Origin of the sequence: Streptomyces litmocidini (assembly GCF_014649755.1) — a bacterium.
In the GTDB taxonomy this organism is placed as follows: domain Bacteria; phylum Actinomycetota; class Actinomycetes; order Streptomycetales; family Streptomycetaceae; genus Streptomyces; species Streptomyces litmocidini.
In genome coordinates this window covers 557,875-575,394 of record NZ_BMTQ01000004.1, presented here as the reverse complement: position 1 = coordinate 575,394, position 17,520 = coordinate 557,875, and the positions used below count along the sequence as shown (strand labels likewise).

Below are 17,520 nucleotides of genomic sequence, written 5' to 3'. Positions count from 1 at the left end.
CCGAAGTGCAAGCGACCGCCACAATGGGGGAGTGAAGAGGGATGTCGCCGGAGTGAACGTACCGGCCCTGCGCAGCCACAACGCGGCGCTCGTGCTCGACCTGCTGCGCACGGCGGGCGAGACCGGGATCAGCCGCCTGGAGCTGGCGGAACGCACCGGGCTCACCCCGCAGGCCGTCAGCAAGATCACCGCGCGGCTCCGGGCCGAGGGCCTCGCCGCGGAGGCCGGCCACCGCGCCTCGACCGGCGGCAAGCCCCGCACGGTCCTGCGCCTGGTGCCCTCCGCCGCGCACGCCGTCGGCGTCCACCTCGACCGTGACGAACTGACGGTCCTCCTGGCCGACCTCGCGGGCACGGCCGTCGCCCTGCGCCGCCGCCCCGTGGACCTGGGCGCGGGCCCGGGCCCGGTCCTGGACGCGGTGACGGAGGAGGTGCGGGCGCTGCTCGCCACGGCTCCGCCGGGCGGCGCGCCCCTGCCCGACGGGGCCGTCCTCGGCGCCGGGGTCGCCATGCCCGGGCCGCTGGACCACCGCTCCGGGGTGCCCGGCCGGGTGACCGGCTTCCCCGAGTGGGCCGGCCATCCCGTACGGGACGAGCTGGCCGCCCGCCTCGGGCTGCCCGTCGTCCTCGACAAGGACACCAACGCCGCCGCCCTCGGCCTCGCCCTGCGCCCCGCCGCCCCCGGCTCCTTCGCCTACGTCCACCTCGGTACGGGCCTCGGCGCCGGCCTCGTCCTCGGCGGCGCGCCGCTGCGCGGGGACAGGACCGGGGCGGGCGAGCTCGGCCACCAGACCGTCCTGCTCGACGGCCCGCCGTGCGGCTGCGGCGGGCGCGGCTGCCTGGAGGTCCTGTGCCTGGCGGCCGTCGCGCGCGGCGAACCCGCCGAGGCCGCGCGGATCCTGGGCGTGGGCGCGGCCAACCTCGTCCGGCTCCTCGACATCGACCAGGTCCTCCTGGGCGGCCGGGTGGTGCTGGCCGCGCCGGAGGCCTTCGCGGCGGGGGTGCGGGAGGTGCTGGCCGGCCTCGGCCTGACGACCCCGGTGGGCCTCACGACCGGGCGGGACGCCGTGGCGGAGGGCGCGGCGTGGCTGACGCTGGCACCGGTCTTCGGGAAGTAGGAGCCGGTCTTCGGGGAGCAGCCGAAGCCCGCCCCCGGCTCCGGGCTTTCGGGTGGTGGTCGAGCCCGTTCCTCCCGGCTCCGGGCTTTCGGGCGGTGGTCGAGCCCGTCCCCCCGTCCCCGCCCCCGGCTCCGGGCTTTCGGGTGGTGGCCGAGCCCCTTCCTCCCGCCCCCTGTCCGATCATCGGAAAGTAGGCCGATCGAGCGGATGCGTCGGTCCTAACGGGGGGTGCCCCCGGCGACGCCGCCCCGCCCCGTCCCCTCCGCATGGCAGCGTCTCCGGCGTTCCCCTGCCCTCCAGGACCCAGCAGCAAAGGCACCCCTCATGGCACCCGCCCCCCTGCGTCTGCGCGGCGTTCGCGTCGCCGTGTCCGTGGCCGCCGCCACGGCCGCCCCGTTCGTGAGCGCCGCCCCGGCCCTCGCCGCCCCCGCGCCCGACCCGCCCACCCCCGCCTGCGGCATCCCCGACGACGGCGGTTTCCCGTTGGGCACCCGGATCCACGGGGGGCCGGACGACTACCCGGCGGGCGGACCGTTCCAGGGCTGGAAGCTGGACCTCACCAACACCACCGACGCCCCCTGCTCGGGCGTCCACCCGGTGCTCGTCCTCACCGACCGCGACCGGGCCCTGCGCCCGGAGCAGATCCGTTTCGAGTTCTACGACGCCGGGTCGGCGCTCTGGCGACCGGTGGTCTTCGAGTCGACCGAGGACGCCGAGAACGTGGGCGCGTTCACCGGCTTCGGCGGCTTCGCGGTGCCGGCGGGCCGGACGCTCACCGTCCCCGTACGCCTGGCGTTCGACGCCGGGACGGCGCCCGACGAGGTCGTCGTGAACGCGGCGGTCGTGCAACGCCAGGGCGAGGACGGGGACTGGGTCGGAGAGTCCGGCGACTACCGCCTGACCGTGGGCCCCGCCGGGTCCGCCACCCCCGCCACCCCCACCGCGCCGACCACGCCCCCCGCACCCGACACGAGCCGCGCGCCCGACTCCTCGGCGCCGCCCGCCGAGGAGGCCCGCCCGCCCGCCTCCCGCCCGCCCGCCTCCCGCCCGCCCGCCACCCGTGCGCCCGCCTCCCGGGGCCCGGAGAGACCCGCCGAGGCGGCGGCGGACAGCGAACTGGCGGGTACGGGAGGGGATTCGGAGGCGTACGCGCGCGTCCTCGTCCCGCTCGCCGCGGGCCTCCTGCTGCTCGGCGCGGTGCTGGTGCGGGCCGCCCGCCGCTCCCGGCACCGCTGAGCCATGCTCCGTACACCTTCCCGTTCATCCCGGTCTGCGACCATCCCCGGATGAACTACCAGACCAGCCCCGGCGCCCCCGTCCGCTCCGGCGTCCCCGAGCACGGCCGCGTCCCCAAGTACTACGCCGTCAAGGCCAAGATCGCCCTGATGGTCGACGCGTTGGGGGAGGGCGGGCTGCTGCCCACCGAGCGCGATCTCGCCCTCCGGTACGAGGTGTCCCGCGAGACCGTCCGGCAGGCGCTGCGCGAACTCCTCCTGGAGGGGCGGCTGCGCCGCCGGGGACGGGGCACGGTCGTCGCCGGCCCCAAGCTGGAGCAGCCCCTCTCGCTCGCCAGCTACACGGAGGGCGTGCGCCGTCAGGGCCGCCGTCCCGGCCGCAGCCTGATCTCGCTCGACCGCTTCCCCTGCCCGGAGGCGCTCGCCCCCGAGGTCGGCGCCGAACGGGGCGAGCCCGTCTGGCACATGGAGCGCGTGCTGCTCGCCGACGACGAACGGGTCGGCCTGGAGAGCACGTACGTCTCCGAGGCCCGCGTTCCCCGCCTGGACGTCGAGTTCGACCCGGACTCCTCCTTCTACGCCTATCTGCACGACCGGCTCGGCATCTCCTTCGGCGACGCCGACGAGCGCATCGAGACCGTCCTCGCGACCCCGCGCGAGGCCCTGCTCATCGGCACGCCGCCGGCGCTGCCGATGCTGCTGCTCCACCGCGTCTCCCGGGACACCTCGGGGCGGCCCCTGGAGCGCGTCCGCACGCTCTACCGGGGGGACCGGTTCAGCTTCACCGCCCATCTGGGGCGGCAGGACTGATCACGCGGGCGGCGGTGGCGGGACCGGTCGCGCGGGAGGCGGCGGCAGGACCGATCGCACGCGTGGTAACGAGAAGATAACGGGTCTGGTCCAAGCTTGTCGGTCCGTTCACCGTCCCGTCGTCCGCCGGATCCGTCCGGTCCACCCGCCCCCGCGACCGTCGACGTCATGAAGGTGATCGTCGTAGGAGCCGGCGTGGTGGGAACCATGCACGCCTGGCACGCAGTGGAACGCGGCCACGAGGTCGTACACATCGAGCGCGAGGCCGAGGCGCGCGGGGCCTCCCTCCGCAACTTCGGCCAGATCTGGGTGAGCGGACGGGCGGGCGGCGAGGAACTCGACACCGCCCTGCGCGCCCGCGAACTCTGGGAGGGCATCGGCGCCCGCGTCCCCGGCCTCGGCTTCCGGGCCATCGGCTCCCTCACCCCCGTACGGAACGAGCTCGAACTCGCCGTCGCCGAGGCCGCCGTGGCCCGCCCCGACGCCGCCGCCCGCGGCTACGAGCTGCTCACCGCCGACGAGGCGCGCGCGCTCAACCCCGCCCTGCGCGGGGCGTTCGAGGCCGCCCTGTGGTGCGAGCGGGACGCGGCCGTCGAACCGCGCCTCGCCCAGCTCGCCCTCCGCGAGGCCCTCCTCGCCACCGGCCGCTACGCCTTCCTGCCGAACCGCGAGGTCCGGGACGTCGTCGGCGAGAACTCCGTACGGGACGACCGGGGCGAGACCCACACCGGCGACGCCGTCGTCCTGTGCACCGGCGCCTGGCTCTCCGGCCTCGTCCGCGAGGTCGCCGGCGAGATACCGGTCCGCCGGGTCCGGCTCCAGATGATGCAGACCGAGCCCCTCGGCGAACCGCTCACCACCTCCGTCGCCGACGCCGACTCCTTCCGCTACTACCCGGCCTACGCGTCCCCCGCCCTCGACGCCCTCGACGCGGGCCAGGCCCAGGACCCGACCGCCGCCGCCCACAAGATGCAGCTGCTCATGGTGCAGCGGCTCGACGGCGGACTGACCATCGGCGACACCCACGAGTACGAGCACCCCTTCGCCTTCGACACCCTCGAAGACCCCTACGAGCACCTCACCCGCGTCGTCGAGTCCTTCCTCGGCCGCCCGCTGCCGAAGATCCGGCGCCGCTGGGCCGGGGTGTACGCCCAGTGCGTCGACACCGGCCGGGTCGCGCACCGCCAGCGGGTCCGCGACGGCGTGTGGCTGGTGACCGGGCCCGGCGGGCGGGGCATGACCTGCTCGCCCGCCATCGCCGAGACGACCGCGAACGAACTGGGCTGGTGAACGAGATGTCCGACATGAACCTCGTCGTCCTGGACATGGCCGGGACCACCGTCGCCGACGGCGGCCTCGTCGAGCGGGCCTTCACGGCCGCCGCCGAACGCCTCGGCGAAGACCCCGCCACGATGATCGACCACGTCCGGGCCACCATGGGCGAGTCCAAGATCTCCGTCTTCCGCCACCTCTTCGGCGGCGACGAGACCCGCGCCCAGGAGGCCAACCTCGCCTTCGAGGAGGCCTACGGAGAGCTGGTCTCCGGAGGACTGATCGCGCCCGTCCCCGGTGCGGCCGAGGCGATCGCCGACCTCCGCGGAGAGGGCCGGACGGTCGTCCTCACCACCGGCTTCGCCCGCGTCACCCAGGACGCCATCCTCGACGCCCTCGGCTGGCGGGACCTCGTCGGGTCGACCCTCTGCCCGGCGGACGCCGGCGGCCGGGGCCGCCCCCACCCGGACATGGTCCTCGCCGCCCTCCTCCGCACGGGAGCCGTCGACGACGTCCGGCGGATCGTGGTCGCCGGCGACACCTCGTACGACATGCTCAGCGGCGTCCGCTCCGGCGCCGGGATCGTCGCGGGCGTCCTCACGGGCGCGCACGACGAGGCCGCGCTCAAGGAGCACGGCGCCACGCACGTCCTCGCCTCGGTCGCGGAACTGCCCGGCCTGATACGGGAGCGCGAGGCATGACCAGCGGCATCCGCTTCGACGGCGTCACCGTCACGTACGGCGGCAACACCGTTCTCGACTCCCTCGACCTCACCGTCGAGCCCGGCGAGGTCATGGCCCTCCTCGGACCCTCCGGATCCGGGAAGACGACCGCGCTGCGGGCCGTCGCCGGATTCGTCCGGCCCGCCTCCGGACGGGTGTTCATCGGCGACCGCGACGTCACCGCGCTCCCGCCGTACGAGCGGGGCATCGGCATGGTCGTCCAGCAGTACGCCCTCTTCCCCCACCTCAGGGTGGAGGACAACGTCGCCTTCGGCCTCAAGGCCCGGAAAGTGCCCAAGGGCGAGATCCCGGGGCGGGTCGCCGACGCCCTGGAGATGACCGGCATGGCGGCCTACGCCCGGCGCCACCCCCGCGAGCTCTCCGGCGGCCAGCAGCAGCGCGTCGCCATCGCCCGCGCCCTCGCCATCCGCCCGAACGTGCTCCTCCTCGACGAGCCGCTCTCCGCGCTCGACGCCCAGCTGCGCTCCGGGATGCTCGCCGAACTGGCCCGGCTCCACCGCGAGCTCCCCGACGTGTCGATCCTGTACGTCACCCACGACCAGGTCGAGGCGCTGACCCTGGCCGACCGGATCGCCGTCATGGACAGGGCCCGGCTCCAGGACTGCGGCACCCCGCAGGACCTGTACCGGCGTCCCCGCACGGAGTTCACGGCCTCGTTCGTCGGCAACGCGAACCTGCTGCCGGTGACGGTGGGGGAGAAGGGGGCCGCCTTCGAGGGCGTCACCCTCGACGTTCCCGTCTCCGGGGCCGCACCCGGCTCCACCGCCACCCTCTGCGTCCGGCCGCACCTCGTCGGGCTCGGCCCCGGACCCAACGCCCTGAGCGGACGGATCGGCGAGGTCCAGTGGCGGGGGTCCACGCACCGGCTGTACGTGGAAGTCGGCGGACACCGCGTCAAGGCGGACGTACGGGAACTGCGGGAGACACCGGCCCTCGGGACCGAGGTGACGGTGCACTTCGCGCCGGAGGACGCGGTGCTGCTGGCGCAGGGGGTCGGTGATGGCTAGTCCCGGCACGGGCCTCCTGGAACGGCGCCGGGCGCCGGGGGCCGTGCCCACCCGTTCCGACCCGGCGGACCGCGTGCCCGCGACGGTCTGGCCGTGGGCCCTCCCTCCCGTCGCCGTCCTCGCCGTCGTCTTCCTCTACCCCCTCGCCCTCGTCGTCCGGGAGTCCCTCGCCCCCGGCGCCTACGCCGAGGTCCTCTCCTCTCCGTCCTTCCGCGACGCGCTCCTCACCACCGTGTGGCTGGCCGTCGCCTCCACCGCCGGCTGTCTGGTCCTCGGGTTCGTCCTCGCGCTCGTGATCGCGTTCGTGCCCTTCCCCGGCGGGAAGGCGGTGTCGAAGTTCATCGACGTCTTCCTCTCCTTCCCGTCCTTCCTGATCACGCTCGCCCTGCTGTTCCTCTACGGCACGGTCGGCATGGCCAACGGGATCTGGACGGACGCCACCGGCGACCCGACCGGCCCCTTCCGGTTCCTCGGCACGCCGTGGGGCGTCCTCCTCGCCGAGATCACGTACTTCACGCCGTTCGTGATGCGGCCGCTCCTGGCCGCCTTCTCCCAGATGGAGACCGCGCAGCTGGAGGCGGCGTCCTCGCTCGGCGCCCGGCCGTCGCGGATCGTCCGGCAGGTGATCCTCCCCGAGGCGCTGCCCGCGCTCGCCGCCGGCGGCAGCCTCGTCCTCGTCATGTGCCTCAACGAGTTCGGGATCGTCCTCTTCACCGGGGCCAAGGGCGTCACGACCCTCCCGATGCTCGTTCACTCCAAGGCGATCCTCGAATCCGACTACGCCGCCGCCTGCGTCGTCGCCGTCGTCAACGTCGCCCTCTCGGTCGGCCTGTACGTCCTCTACCGGGGGGTGAGCCGCCGTGCTGGTGCATAGCCGTACGGGCAGGTGGACGGCCTGGTCCCTGTTCGCCGTCCTGTTCGTCCCGCTCTTCGCGCTGCCCCTCCTCGTCATCCTCGCCGCCTCGTTCTCCACGCACTGGTCCGGCGCCTTCCCCTCCGGACCCACCACCGCCCACTACACGGCGGCCGTGCGCGGCGAGTCCCTCCAGGCGCTCACCACCAGCCTGGTCACGGCCGTCACCGCGAGCGTGGTCGCGCTGACCGTCGGCACCTGGGCCGCGCTCGCCGCGGCGGCCCTCGGGAGGAAGGGCAAGCGGGTCCTCGACGCCCTGTTCATGCTGCCGGTCGCCGTGCCGTCCGTGGTCGTGGGACTCGCCGTCCTCGTCGCCTTCTCGCAGCCGCCGGTGCTCCTCAACGGCACGCGCTGGATCGTGATCATCGCCCACACCGTCCTCGTCACGGCCTTCGCCCATCAGTCGGTCTCGGCCGCCCTCCGGCGCCTGGACCCGATGTACGAGCAGGCGGCGGCCAGTCTCGGCGCCCGCCCCTCGTACGTACTGCTCCGGGTGAAGCTGCCGCTCCTGCTGCCGTCCCTGACGGCGGCCGCCGGGCTCTGCTTCGCCCTGTCCATGGGGGAGCTGAGCGCCACGGTGATGCTCTACCCGCCGGACTGGACGCCGCTGCCGGTGCTCGTCTTCACCGCCACGGACCGCGGCTCCCTCTTCACCGGCTCGGCGCTCGCCGTGGTCCTCATGACCGCGACGCTCCTCGTGCTCCTCGCCGTCTCCCGCATCCGCACCAAAGCCTCGTACCGCTGAGTCCCCGCACCCGCCAGGAGAGAACAACGCCATGCTTACGCACGCCAAGCCGGTCGCCGCCGTCACCGGCGCCCTCGTCCTCGCCGCCGGCCTCACCGCCTGCGGCGGATCCTCCTCCGCCTCCGACGAGAAGGTCGTCACCGTCTACAGCGCCGACGGCCTCAAGGGCGAGGCGGGCGACGGCTGGTACGACAAGGTCTTCGCCGACTTCGAGAAGCAGACCGGCATCAAGGTCAAGTACGTCGAGGGCGGCTCCGGCGAGATGGTGCAGCGCGCCCTCCGCGAGAAGAGCAACACCCAGGCCGACGTCCTCGTCACCCTCCCGCCCTTCATCCAGCAGGCCGGCTCCAAGGGCCTGCTCCAGTCGTACGAGCCGAAGGGCGCCGACCAGGTCGACGGTGGCGACAAGGCCGGCGACGGCACCTGGACCTCCGTCGTGAACAACTACTTCGGCTTCGTCCACAACAAGAAGGAGCTCCCCGCCGCCCCGAAGACCTGGGAGGAGCTGCTCGACGCGAAGTACGAGAACAGGCTGCAGTACTCCACCCCCGGCGTCGCGGGCGACGGCACCGCCGTCCTCATCAAGGCGATGCACGACTTCGGTGGCAAGGCGCCGGCGATGGAGTACCTGAAGAAGCTCCAGGCCAACAACGTCGGCCCGTCCTCCTCCACCTCCAAGCTCGCCCCCAAGGTGGACAAGGGCGAACTCCTCGTCGCCAACGGCGACGTCCAGATGAACTTCGCCCAGGCCAAGTCGATGCCGAACCTCGGCATCTGGTTCCCGGCCAAGGACGGCGGCAAGCCCTCCACCTTCGCCCTGCCGTACGCCGCCGGCCTGGTGAACGAGGCGCCGCACACCGAGAACGGCAAGAAGCTCCTCGACTTCCTGCTCGGCGAGGACGCCCAGCGCGAGGTCAGCGCGATCGGCGGCGGCTTCCCGGCCCGCAAGGACGTCAAGGGCACCGACGCCAACGCCCTCGCGCTCGCCCGGCTGATGGAGGGCGTCGAGGTCTTCGAGCCGGACTGGGCCGACATCGACGAGAACCTCGCGGCGTACGTCGACGCGTGGAAGTCCGCGACCGGAAGCTGAGAGTTCACCGTACGACTCTGGAAAGCCCCCGAACATCGCGGAAGGATAACGGGTACGGACCAACGCCCCTGAGAAGTCAGGGGCGTTGGCCCGTCCCGACCCCCCTTCCACGGAGGACTCCGACATGCCGATCACCGGCATCTCCGCCCCGCTCTCCCGCCGCACCGTGCTCGCCGCCGCCGGTGCCACCGCGGCCACCGCCGCCACCGGACTCGCCGCCGCCCCCGCCGCCCGGGCCGCCCCCGCCGCCCCGACGCTCCCGAACGGCACCAGCCGGGACAAGGTGCTCGTCGTCGGCATGGACGGACTGCGGTACGACCGGATCGACGCCGCCAAGGCCCCCGCCCTCAAGTCCCTGATGGCGAACGGCACCTACGGCCGTTCCCTGCTCTACGCCAACCCGATGGCCGGCACCCTCTCCGGCCCCGGCTGGTCCACGATCTCCACCGGCGTCTGGCCCGACAAGCACGGCGTGAAGGACAACACCTTCGCCGGCCGCGACTACGGCCGGTACCCCGGCTTCCTCGCCCGCCTGAACCAGGTCCGCCCCGGGCTCTCGCTCTTCGCCGCCGTCGACTGGCCCGAGCTCGACACGTACGGCACGGTCACCCCCGGCGCCGACGCCAAGCTCGTCTACGCCAACGACTACGCGGTCAACGACCTCGCGATCACCGAGATCACCGAGGACGTCCTCCGCAACCAGAACCCCGACGTCCTCTTCGTCTACTTCGGCGAGACCGACGAGATCGGCCACACCTACGGCGCCGCCAGCCCCAGGTACACCGACGCCATCGACGTCCAGGACGGCTACCTCGGCCGGCTCCTCGCCGCGATCCGGGCCCGCCCCGCCCACGCCGACGAACGCTGGACCGTCATCGTCGCCACCGACCACGGCCACACCGACGCCGGCGGTCACGGCGGCTCCACCATCGAGGAGCGCCGCACCTTCGTCCTCGCCCAGGGCCCCGGCATCGCCGCCGGCGCCCGCCCCATCGACACCCGGCTCGTCGACGTCGCCGCCACCGTCTTCCAGCAGCTCGGCATCGTCCCCGACCCGGCCTGGGGCCTCGACGGCAAGCCGATACAGGACCGCTCCACCGACCCCTTCGACACCCTCTACCCGACCCTCTCCGGCCGCGTCGACGAGACCGGCATCCCCGCCGGGATCCTCGGCTTCACCCACACCGCGCCCAGCGGCTGGTCCGTCATCAACAACGCCATGGGCACCGGAGGCACGACCGAGTGGCGCGGCTGGTCCTTCGCCACCGACGAGTTCTGGTGCCGCGCCCAGCGCGACCAGTCCCGCGAGCTCAACGTCCGCGCCCGGGGCGTCTTCGCCGTCGCCGACTCCGACGAGTGGGCCGACAAGTCCTTCTCCGGCACGTACGACTCGACCCTGGTCACCCCGGCGCACGGCGTCTCCGGCGCGACCGCCGTACGGCTCGACTTCACCACCCTCTACCGGCAGGAGGGCGGCCAGACCGCCCAGGTCCTCGTGAGCTTCAACGGCGGCACCCCCACGCCCGTCAAGAGCTACACCGCCGACGTCGTCTCCCAGCCCCAGTCCCTCACGGTCGCCGTCCCCGCCGGCGCCTCCAGCGTGAGCTTCCGCTTCCGGTACACCGGATCCGACAACTGGTACTGGACGATCGACGGGGTCAAGATCAGCACATCCTGATTACGCTGGGGGCGTCGCCACAGCGCTGTCGCGGCGCCCCCAGCACACCGCACGTCCCGTGCGTGCATCTGTACGGCAGGAGTCCCGCACCCATGGCAGAGCGCAAGCCGATCGAATCCTGGCTGACCGACATGGACGGCGTCCTCATCCACGAGGGCGTGCCGATCCCCGGCGCCGACGCGTTCATCAAGAAGCTGCGGGAGACCGGGAAGCCGTTCCTGGTCCTCACCAACAACTCGATCTACACGGCCCGCGACCTGCACGCCCGCCTCGCCCGCATGGGACTCGAAGTCCCCGTCGAGAACATCTGGACCTCGGCCCTCGCCACCGCCAAGTTCCTCGACGATCAGCGCCCCGGCGGCACCGCGTACGTCATCGGCGAGGCCGGCCTCACCACCGCGCTGCACGACATCGGCTACGTCCTCACCGACCACGACCCGGACTACGTGGTGCTCGGCGAGACCCGCACGTACTCCTTCGAGGCGATGACCAAGGCCGTCCGCCTCATCAACGCGGGCGCCCGCTTCATCTGCACCAACCCCGACGAGACCGGCCCCTCCCTGGAGGGCCCGCTCCCGGCCACCGGATCCGTCGCCGCCCTCATCACGAAGGCCACCGGCAAGGAGCCGTACTTCGCCGGCAAGCCCAACCCGCTCATGATGCGCACCGGCCTCAACGCGATCGGCGCCCACTCCGAGTCCAGCGCGATGATCGGCGACCGGATGGACACCGACATCCTGGCGGGCCTGGAGGCGGGCATGCAGACCTTCCTGGTCCTGACCGGCCTGACGACCCAGGCGGAGATCGACCGCTTCCCGTTCCGCCCGTCGAAGATCGTCCAGTCGATCGCGGACATCGTCGACCGCGTGTGAGGACCCCTGCCGCCGCTCCCTGCGGATGCGAGACGCGCCGATCCGGGTGACCCTGCCAGTATCAGGAGGTCACGATGCGTTCAGCTCCCATTGCTCTCCGTGCCGCAGGGGCGGCCCTGGCGGTCGTCCTGGCCCCGGCGGCCGGTGGCGCGTACGCCCACGACGGGGTGAAGGCCACCGTCACCCCGTCCACCGCCTCGCCCGGCGCCGACGCCGACGTCCGGGTCCAGGGCTGCAAGGGCACGACCGGCGCCGTCACGTCCGAGGCGTTCGTCGCCGACGCGGAGCTCACCGGCCGGGACGGCGGGGGCCACCCGCTGTTCGGCGACACCACGATCCGGTCCGGCCTGAAGGACGGCACGTACAAGGTCAGCGTGACCTGTGACGGGCACGAGCACCGGAACGTCGGCACCGTGCGGGTCCGGCACCACCAGGAGCCCACCCAGCGGCCGACGCACCACGCGACGCCGGTCGCGCCCGTCCGCGCCGGCGGGGGAGGCGCCGCCGCCTTCGCCGTCCCCGTGGCCCCCGGCGTCGCCCAGACCACCTCCGAGAGCGGCCTCGGCACCCCGTACACCCTGCTCGGCCTCGGCATGGCCGCGATCGCCGCCGTCGCGGTCGCCTTCCGCAGCTCCCGCCGCCGCGCCGAGACCGGCGACGACGGGGAGTGACCGTGCCGTCCGGCACCCGCCCGGCGGGCACCGGGCGCTTCGTCACCGGCCTGGCCTGGGCGGTCCTGCTCTCCGGGCTCTGGCTCTGGGGCCGCGACGCCACCGAGGGGCCCGGCGGCTCCGCGCCGGCCACCGGCGACATCGCCGCCGTCGGCCGCCCCTTCGGCGTCCCGCTGCCCCCGGCCCGCGACCCGCTCCCGCCCCTCGAACCCCGGCGGGTCGAGATCCCCTCCCTGGGCATCGGCGCGCCCGTCGTGGCGCGCGGCCTGGACGACACGGGCGCCATCGACCCGCCGCCCTTCGAGATGCCCCACACGGTGGGCTGGTACGGCTCCGGCACCCGGCCGGGCGCGGTCGGCGCGGCCCTCCTCGTCGGCCACGTCGACACCGAGACCCGTCCGGCCGTCTTCTACGGCCTGAGCGCGGTCCGCCCCGGCGCGAAGGTCCGCGTCACCCGGACGGACGGATCGGTCGCCGAGTTCACCGTCGACGACGTCCAGATCCTCCCGCGCGAGGGCTTCGACCCGGCCAGGGCCTACGGTCCCCACGACCCCCACCGCGCCGAGCTGCGCCTGATCACCTGCGGCGGAACCTTCGACCGGGCGACCGGAACGTACACGGCGAACGTGGTGGTCTCGGCGTATCTGACGGGAACGGGCGCCTGAGGGTCGTCCACCCGCACCGGAGAAAGACCGAGGCCCCCTCACCGATGGTGAGGGGGCCTCGACTCTGCGTGCGCCGCCAGGGACTCGAACCCCGGACCCGCTGATTAAGAGTCAGCTGCTCTAACCAACTGAGCTAGCGGCGCCTGCTGACAGAGAGAACTCTACCCGACGCGAGGGCGTGCTCCTGACCAATACCGACCGCCTCCGGCCTGTCGGATGGTCCTATAGGGCCTTCGATCCGTCAAAATGCGATTTGTCCAGACAGTTGAGACACTGACGCCCGAAACGAGGGTCCAAAAGATCTTGACGAGTGTGGAGGGGAATCGCATGAGCGTGCCGGTCTTCGAGGAGTTCGAACCCGCGGCCGACTGCGGCTGCCCGGGCTGTGCCCGACAGCGGCGTGACCTCGCCCTGGGCCTGCCCGTCCGGGTGGGCGGCCACCCTGCGGCACACGGCGCCCGCCGCGCGCTGGTCCTGGTGACGGCGGCGGGCGTGGTCCTGGGCGGAGGCGGGGCCGGAGCGGCGACGGCCCTCACCGGCCGGCCGGGCCCGCTCGCCCCGACGGACGCGCCGGCCGGCCGGGCGAGAACGGGCCCGGCGGAAGCGGGCCCGGTGGAGGCGGACGCCGCGGTCCTCCGGGAGCCGGCCGAGACCCGGTCCGTCGGCTCGGCCGACTCCGTGGACTCCGGGGACTCCGCCGGTTCCGCCGACGAGGCCGGCTCCGCCACCGCCGACCCTCCCCGGCCGGGGCCCGAGACCCCGCAGGGCGGCCGGGGGCCGCTGCACGGCGCGCCGGGGCCCGGCCCGGACCCGACCCCGATCTCCCTCCCGACGGCCAGTCAGATCTCGACGGAGACGCTGCGGCGGACGACCCGCGCGGAGATCATCAACCGGGCCAAGGAGTGGGTCGCCGCACAAGTCCCGTACTCCATGGAGAAGTACTGGTCGGACGGGTACCGCCAGGACTGCTCCGGCTACATCTCCATGGCCTGGAACCTGCGCAGCAACGAGTGGACCGGCAGCCTCGGCCGCTTCGCCGAGCGGATCGACCGCACCGAGCTCCAGCCCGGCGACATCCTGCTCTTCCACAACCCGGCCAACCCGACCCGCGGCTCGCACGTCACGATCTTCGGCGGCTGGACCGACTACACCCACACCTCCTACATCGCCTACGAGCAGACGAAGCCGCGCACGCGGAAGCAGGCGACGCCCATGGCGTACTGGGAGAACTCCGACCGGTACGTGCCCTACCGCTACAAGGGCGTGGTCGGCGGCAGCACGGGCGGCGGGGCGGAGCCCACGGAGGCGACGGCGTTCCCGGGTGCGGGGCGGTTCGGCCCGGGGACGAACAACGCGTACGTCACCCGGCTCGGGCAGCTCCTCGTCGAGCGCGGCGGCAGGAAGTTCTACAGCCAGGGGCCCGGCCCGAAGTGGGGGGAGGCGGACCGCAGGGCGACCCAGGCGTTCCAGCTCGCGCAGGGCTGGAGGGGCGCGGAGGCGGACGGGCTGCCCGGGCCGCACACGTGGCGGCTGCTGGTGACCGGCGGGGGCAGGGACATCGGCGGTTCGAGTGGTTCGAGCGGCCCGGGCGCGCATGCGACGGGGTTTCCCGGGCGTGGCTCCTTCCGTCCGGGCCAATCCAACGCATATGTGGAGAAGCTGGGCGAACAACTGGTGAAGCGGGGCTTCGGCAAGCACTACCTGTCGGGACCCGGTCCGCGCTGGACGGAGGCGGACCGCCGCAACGTCGAGGCGTTCCAGCGGGCACAGGGCTGGCGCGGCGGAGCGGCCGACGGCTACCCGGGCCCGGAGACCTGGCGGCGTTTGTTCCGATGACCCCGAGAGCATGAGGTGGACCCCGAATGACGGCATCGACCCCGAACCCCGCGGACTCCGGCGCGGCGGCCTCGCGTGACGCGGCCCGCACGGCCAGACGTCTGACGGACGGCACCCTCCCGCGCACGTCCCCCCCGGACAAGGACCGCCCCCTGCCCACCCCGAAACCGGACGGGGGGCCGGATGCGGAGCCGGGGACGACACCGGGAACCCCGGCGGGACCGGTGCAGGGCGGGGCGGGGGAGACGCCGACGGGACCTGCCTCCGGTACGGCACCGGTGGCGTCGGCGGATACGCCGGGGCCGCCCCCGGCCGGGCCGTCGCCCGACACGACGGAGACCGGCGGGACGGGACCTGGTGGGACGGGACCTGGTGGGGCGGGACTTGTGGCCGGTGCGACGCCGGTGACGTCGGCGGGCACGCCGGGGGCGACCCCTGCGGGGCCCGTGTCCGGTACGGCGCCGGGGGCGCCGGTTCCGGCGGGACCTGCGGCGGGCTCGGGGACGGCGGTTCCGACCGGCCTCGGGCCCGGGGCGGGGGCGGTGATCTCCGCCGGGCCCGCGTCCGGGGCGGGAGCCTCGGCCCTGGCGGCCGGTACCGCGCCCGGCTCGGGGGGGCCGGCTCCGGCCGGTCTCGCGTCCGACTCGGGGTCGGCGGTTTCCGCGGGACCCGCGCCCGGGCCGTGCGCGGCTCCGGCCGGTCTCGCGTCCGACTCGGGGTCGGCGGTTTCCGCGGGATCCGCGCCCGGCTCGGGGGGCCCGGCTCCGGCCGGTCTCGCTCCCGACCCGGGGTCGGTGGTTCCCGTCAGGCCCGCGTCCGACCCGGGTGCGGTGGCTCCCGCCAAGCCCGCACCCGGGTCGGAAGCGGGGGTTCCCCCCACGCCCACGTCTGGGCCGGACGCCCCGGTCCCGGCCGGTCCCGCGTCCGCTTCAGGGGCGTCGGCCCCGGCTGGTCCCGTGTCCGCTTCAGGGGTGTCGGCCCCGGTCGGTCCTACGCCCGTCTCAGGGGTGTCGGCCCCGGTCGGTCCTACGCCCGTCTCAGGGGTGTCGGCCCCGGTCGGTCCCGCGCCCGCTTCAGGGGCGTCGGCCCCGGCCGGGCCCGCGTCCGGCATCCGTCCGGCCCGGGTGGCTCCCGGCGCTGCACCGGGGGCCCCTGCCGGGCCCGCCTCCGGCGGAGGGCCCGCCGCTGTGAGCGGTTCCGCTCCCAGCGCGTCGACGGCGCCCCCGGCCCCCGCCTCCCCTTCCCCTTCCGCCCCTTCCCCCTCGGGCCCCTCCGCCCCCGCCCTCGCCGCCCCGGCCCCCGGCCGCCCCGTCGAGAAGGCCGCCGACGGCGGCGACGGCGGTGCTGGTGGCGCTGGTGGCGACGGCGGCAAGGCTTCCGTCCTGGCCCCTGCCCCTGCCCCTGCCAAGGCCCCTGCCAAGGCCCCTGCCAAGGCTCCCGCCCCCGCCGTGCTCGACCTCCGGCGGATCAGCGGGGCGCGGGTCGGTGCCGTCGCGGTGCCCGTCGCCGCCGTGGTGCGGGTGGCGCGGCGGAAGAACGTGATCGGGACCGAGACCACCGGCTCCATCCCGGTGCACCTGCTCTTCCGGGACGAGCCGGGGACCGCCGTCCCCGTCGCGGCGGGCGAGGACGGGGGGCCCGACACGATCTCCATGGCCGCGCCCACCCCGTCGGCGGTCGGCCGCAAGCCCGCCATCCCGGCCCCGTCGAAGGTCCAGGCCGCCCCGGCCAAGCCCGAGCCCGAGCCCCGGGCAGAGCCGAACTCCGAGCCGAACTCCAAGGCGAAGCCGCAGTCGCGGCCCCACGTCCGGCCCAAGGCCGCCGCCTCGCGTCCCGCCCCCACCGCCGATCCCGCGCTCGTGGAGCGCCCGGGGGCGGTGCTGCCCGGGTGGGTCGGGGTGGTCGCCGGGGCGCTGGCGATCGCCTGGTGCGCGGGGATCGTGTGGTGGGTCGGGGCGGTGCCCGCCGAGGCGGCGCGGATGCTGCGGCTGCCGGCGCGCCCGTACCACGGCATCCATCTCGGCCAGTGGGCCCTCCTGGCCCTGGGCGTGGTGCTCGCCCTGTTCTCGCTGGGCGGTCTCAGCCGTGGCCGGGTCGGTTACGCCTGGGTGCTGTCCCTCTTCGGCGACTACCGCGGCACGGTCCGCCGCACGGGCCTGGTGTGGGTCAGCCCGCTGCTGCTCCGCCGCCGGGTGGACGTCCGGCTGCGGCACTGGCGCAGTGAGCCGCTGTCGGCGGTGGACGCGAAGGGCACCGCGCTCGACGTGACCGTCCTGGTGGTGTGGCGGGTGCGGGACACGGTCCGGGCGGTGCTCGGGGTCGACGGGCACGAGGAGTACCTGCGGGAGCAGGTGGAGGCGGCGATGGCCCGGGTGCTGTCGCAGCTTCCGGCGGACGCGTTCCACGAGGACGCCCCCACGCTGCGGGACGCGGAGGCGGTCGGCGAGGCCCTGACGCGGATGCTGTCGGCGGAGTGCGCGCCGGTCGGCGTGGACGTGTTCTCGGCGCAGCCGACGCGCATCGAGTACGCGCCGGAGGTGGCGGCGGCGATGCGTCGGCGCCGGATCGCGGCGATCGACGCGAAGCACCGGGACAGCGTGCTGACCTCGGTGGTGGACGCGGTGGACGACGTGGTCCACCGACTGACCAGTCGTGGTCTGGTGGAGCTGGACGACTACGAGCGCAAGGCGCTGGTCAAGGACCTGACGGTGGCGTTCTACACGGGCAGGACGGGGCCGGTCGAGGGGGCGTGAGGGGGATGGACATGTGCAACGTCCGTCCATACCTTGGTACTTGGTCCAGACCAAAGAACGAGTGAAGCAGTACCGTACGCGCGCGCACGGCCCAACGGAACTCCCCCACGTTC

Annotated in this window: 15 protein-coding genes and 1 tRNA gene; 15 read left to right on the top strand and 1 reads right to left on the bottom strand. The window is 74.3% G+C overall.

All coding sequences use genetic code 11. From position 1 onward, the window contains the following. Positions 1 to 31: 31 nt before the first annotated feature. From IE180_RS12170 to IE180_RS12110, 13 genes are all read left to right on the top strand, one after another. On the top strand, positions 32 to 1,117 hold the full coding sequence (locus IE180_RS12170) for an ROK family transcriptional regulator (protein ID WP_229860438.1): 1,086 nt from the start codon (positions 32 to 34) through the stop codon (positions 1,115 to 1,117). Between the two features lie 324 nt (positions 1,118 to 1,441). Beyond that, positions 1,442 to 2,353 (top strand): hypothetical protein, encoded by a 912-nt coding sequence (locus tag IE180_RS12165; protein WP_190156813.1) that lies wholly within the window; start codon positions 1,442 to 1,444, stop codon positions 2,351 to 2,353. A 50-nt stretch (positions 2,354 to 2,403) separates the two neighbouring features. Further along, on the top strand, positions 2,404 to 3,162 hold the full coding sequence (locus IE180_RS12160) for a GntR family transcriptional regulator (protein WP_190156812.1): 759 nt from the start codon (positions 2,404 to 2,406) through the stop codon (positions 3,160 to 3,162). Positions 3,163 to 3,330: 168 nt separating this feature from the next. Continuing rightward, positions 3,331 to 4,452: a TIGR03364 family FAD-dependent oxidoreductase gene (locus IE180_RS12155; RefSeq protein WP_190156811.1), complete on the top strand. Its 1,122-nt coding sequence runs from the start codon at positions 3,331 to 3,333 to the stop codon at positions 4,450 to 4,452. Between the two features lie 5 nt (positions 4,453 to 4,457). Beyond that, positions 4,458 to 5,135 carry a phosphonatase-like hydrolase gene (locus IE180_RS12150; RefSeq protein ID WP_190156875.1) on the top strand — a complete coding sequence of 226 codons (678 nt, stop codon included), beginning with the start codon at positions 4,458 to 4,460 and terminating at the stop codon, positions 5,133 to 5,135. Further along, entirely contained in the window at positions 5,132 to 6,184 is a 1,053-nt protein-coding gene (locus tag IE180_RS12145) for an ABC transporter ATP-binding protein (RefSeq protein WP_190156810.1), read from the top strand. The genes IE180_RS12150 and IE180_RS12145 overlap by 4 nt, the downstream gene beginning before the upstream one ends. Next, positions 6,177 to 7,058, top strand: coding sequence for a 2-aminoethylphosphonate ABC transporter permease subunit (locus tag IE180_RS12140; protein ID WP_190156809.1), 882 nt, complete (start codon positions 6,177 to 6,179; stop codon positions 7,056 to 7,058). The genes IE180_RS12145 and IE180_RS12140 overlap by 8 nt, the downstream gene beginning before the upstream one ends. Continuing rightward, positions 7,045 to 7,842, top strand: coding sequence for an ABC transporter permease (locus IE180_RS12135; RefSeq protein ID WP_190156808.1), 798 nt, complete (start codon positions 7,045 to 7,047; stop codon positions 7,840 to 7,842). The genes IE180_RS12140 and IE180_RS12135 overlap by 14 nt, the downstream gene beginning before the upstream one ends. A gap of 31 nt (positions 7,843 to 7,873) precedes the next feature. Then, entirely contained in the window at positions 7,874 to 8,932 is a 1,059-nt protein-coding gene (locus IE180_RS12130) for a 2-aminoethylphosphonate ABC transporter substrate-binding protein (RefSeq protein WP_190156807.1), read from the top strand. A gap of 124 nt (positions 8,933 to 9,056) precedes the next feature. After that, entirely contained in the window at positions 9,057 to 10,610 is a 1,554-nt protein-coding gene (locus IE180_RS12125; protein WP_190156806.1) for an alkaline phosphatase family protein, read from the top strand. Positions 10,611 to 10,702: 92 nt separating this feature from the next. Next, a complete protein-coding gene (locus IE180_RS12120; RefSeq protein ID WP_123452652.1) occupies positions 10,703 to 11,482 on the top strand; it encodes an HAD-IIA family hydrolase in 780 nt (259 codons plus the stop codon). 74 nt (positions 11,483 to 11,556) lie between these two features. Beyond that, positions 11,557 to 12,153 (top strand): hypothetical protein, encoded by a 597-nt coding sequence (locus IE180_RS12115; RefSeq protein WP_190156805.1) that lies wholly within the window; start codon positions 11,557 to 11,559, stop codon positions 12,151 to 12,153. Continuing rightward, a complete protein-coding gene (locus tag IE180_RS12110; RefSeq protein WP_373302737.1) occupies positions 12,150 to 12,818 on the top strand; it encodes a class F sortase in 669 nt (222 codons plus the stop codon). Before IE180_RS12115 ends, IE180_RS12110 begins: the two co-directional genes overlap by 4 nt. A gap of 69 nt (positions 12,819 to 12,887) precedes the next feature. Here the strand turns inward: IE180_RS12110 and IE180_RS12105 are convergent. Beyond that, positions 12,888 to 12,961: transfer RNA gene (locus IE180_RS12105), tRNA-Lys, on the bottom strand. 184 nt (positions 12,962 to 13,145) lie between these two features. Between IE180_RS12105 and IE180_RS12100 the strand changes: the two genes are divergently transcribed. Next, a complete protein-coding gene (locus IE180_RS12100; RefSeq protein WP_190156803.1) occupies positions 13,146 to 14,654 on the top strand; it encodes a peptidoglycan-binding protein in 1,509 nt (502 codons plus the stop codon). A 1,187-nt stretch (positions 14,655 to 15,841) separates the two neighbouring features. Continuing rightward, on the top strand, positions 15,842 to 17,407 hold the full coding sequence (locus tag IE180_RS37160; protein ID WP_268255449.1) for an SPFH domain-containing protein: 1,566 nt from the start codon (positions 15,842 to 15,844) through the stop codon (positions 17,405 to 17,407). Positions 17,408 to 17,520 lie beyond the last annotated feature (113 nt).